This is a genomic window from Roseomonas rosulenta, from assembly GCF_016106005.1.
In the GTDB taxonomy this organism is placed as follows: domain Bacteria; phylum Pseudomonadota; class Alphaproteobacteria; order Acetobacterales; family Acetobacteraceae; genus Neoroseomonas; species Neoroseomonas rosulenta.
Window position 1 is genome coordinate 1 of record NZ_JACADR010000521.1, and the last position, 1,457, is coordinate 1,457.

Consider the following 1,457-nt stretch of genomic DNA (forward strand, 5'->3'; position numbering starts at 1 on the left):
AGCGCCAGCGCCGCGGCGCGCGCGGCCTGCGTGGGCGCCGCGGCGGCGGCCTCGCGCAGGCCGGCGGCATGGCCCTCGGCGAAGGCCATCCGGCGCGATTCCTCGATCACCGCTGCGATCGGATCGGACTCCGGTGCGGGCTCGGCCTGCGCCGCCTCGCGCCGCGCGGCGTCGAGCGCAGCGATCAGGAAGGTGGGCGCGAAATCGGCGCGCCGGGCCTCCTGCGCCAGGGGTGCGAAGCTGTCGGGCATGTCAGTAGACCATCTCCTCCTCGCGCCCGTCCTGCATCTGGATCTGGCCCTGCGCCGCGAGGTCCTTGGCCAGCAGCACGATCGCCGCCTGCGCCTCGTCCACCTCGCGCAGCTTGACGGGGCCGAGCGCGGCCAGGTCCTCCTTCAGCATCTTCGCGGCGCGCTCGCTCATGTTCTTGATGAACAGGTCGCGCAGCGTCTCGGACGCCCCCTTCAGTGCCAGCGTCAGCTGTTCCTTCGGCACCGCGCGCATCAGCACCTGCACGCCCGCGCCGTCCATCCGCGCCAGGTCGTCGAAGGTGAACATCAGCCCGCGGATGCGCGAGGCGGCGTCGCGGTTGCGTTCCTCGAGCGCGGCGAGGATGCGCGTCTCGGACTGGCGGTCGAGGTTGTTGAAGATCTCGGCCATCATCTCGTGCGCGTCGCGCCGCTGCGCGCGCGCCAGGTTCGACATGAACTCGGCCTTCAGCGTCTTCTCGACGCCGTCCAGCGCCTCCTTCTGGACGGTCTCCATGCGCAGCATGCGCATCACGACTTCCATGGCGAAGCTCTCTGGCAGCAGGGAGAGCACGCGCGCGGCGTGGTCGGCCTTCACCTTGGTCAGGACTACGGCGACGGTCTGCGGGTATTCGTTCTTGAGGTAGTTGGCGAGCACCGCCTCGTTCACGTTGCCGAGCTTGTCCCACATGGTGCGACCGGCGGGGCCGCGGATCTCCTCCATGATCTGCGCCACGCGCTCGCGCGGCAGCGTCTTGAGCAGCATCCGCTCGGTGGTCTCCCAGGATCCCACCAGGTTGCCGGTCTGCCCGAGCCCCTCGGCGAATTCGCGGCACAGATCCTCGACCGCGGAGGCATGCACCGTGCCGAGGTTGGCCATGGCCTGCGAGATGTCGCGGATCTCGTCCTCGTGCATCTTGGCGAAGAGCCGCGCGGCGTGCTCCTCGCCGATGGCCAGCATGAAGGCGGCCGCCTTCTGCGCGCCGCTGAGCGTGCCCGCCATGGTTCAGGCCCCCTCCGGCGTCATCCAGCGGCGCACCACGCCGAGCGCTTCCTCGGGGTGGCGATCCACCAGGTCCTGCATGCGCGTGATGGAGGAGGCGCGCATCTGCCCCTCGACCATCGCGATCGAGACCATCGCATCGCCATCCGGCGCGCCGGGCAGCGCCGCCAGGTCGCCGGTCTGCCCCGGCAGCGCGGCCGCACCCG

At 70.8% G+C, this 1,457-nt stretch carries 2 protein-coding genes and 1 pseudogene; all 3 read right to left on the bottom strand.

All coding sequences use genetic code 11. From position 1 onward, the window contains the following. Positions 1–251: hypothetical protein (locus HW578_RS26500; protein WP_198373688.1), on the bottom strand; the 251-nt coding region annotated here is incomplete at its 3' end. A 1-nt stretch (position 252) separates the two neighbouring features. Beyond that, complete coding sequence (gene fliG, locus HW578_RS26505; RefSeq protein WP_198373689.1) at positions 253–1,251, bottom strand: flagellar motor switch protein FliG; 999 nt, start codon at positions 1,249–1,251, stop codon at positions 253–255. Positions 1,252–1,254: 3 nt separating this feature from the next. After that, positions 1,255–1,457: pseudogene (locus HW578_RS26510) on the bottom strand (flagellar basal-body MS-ring/collar protein FliF); the annotation flags it as partial.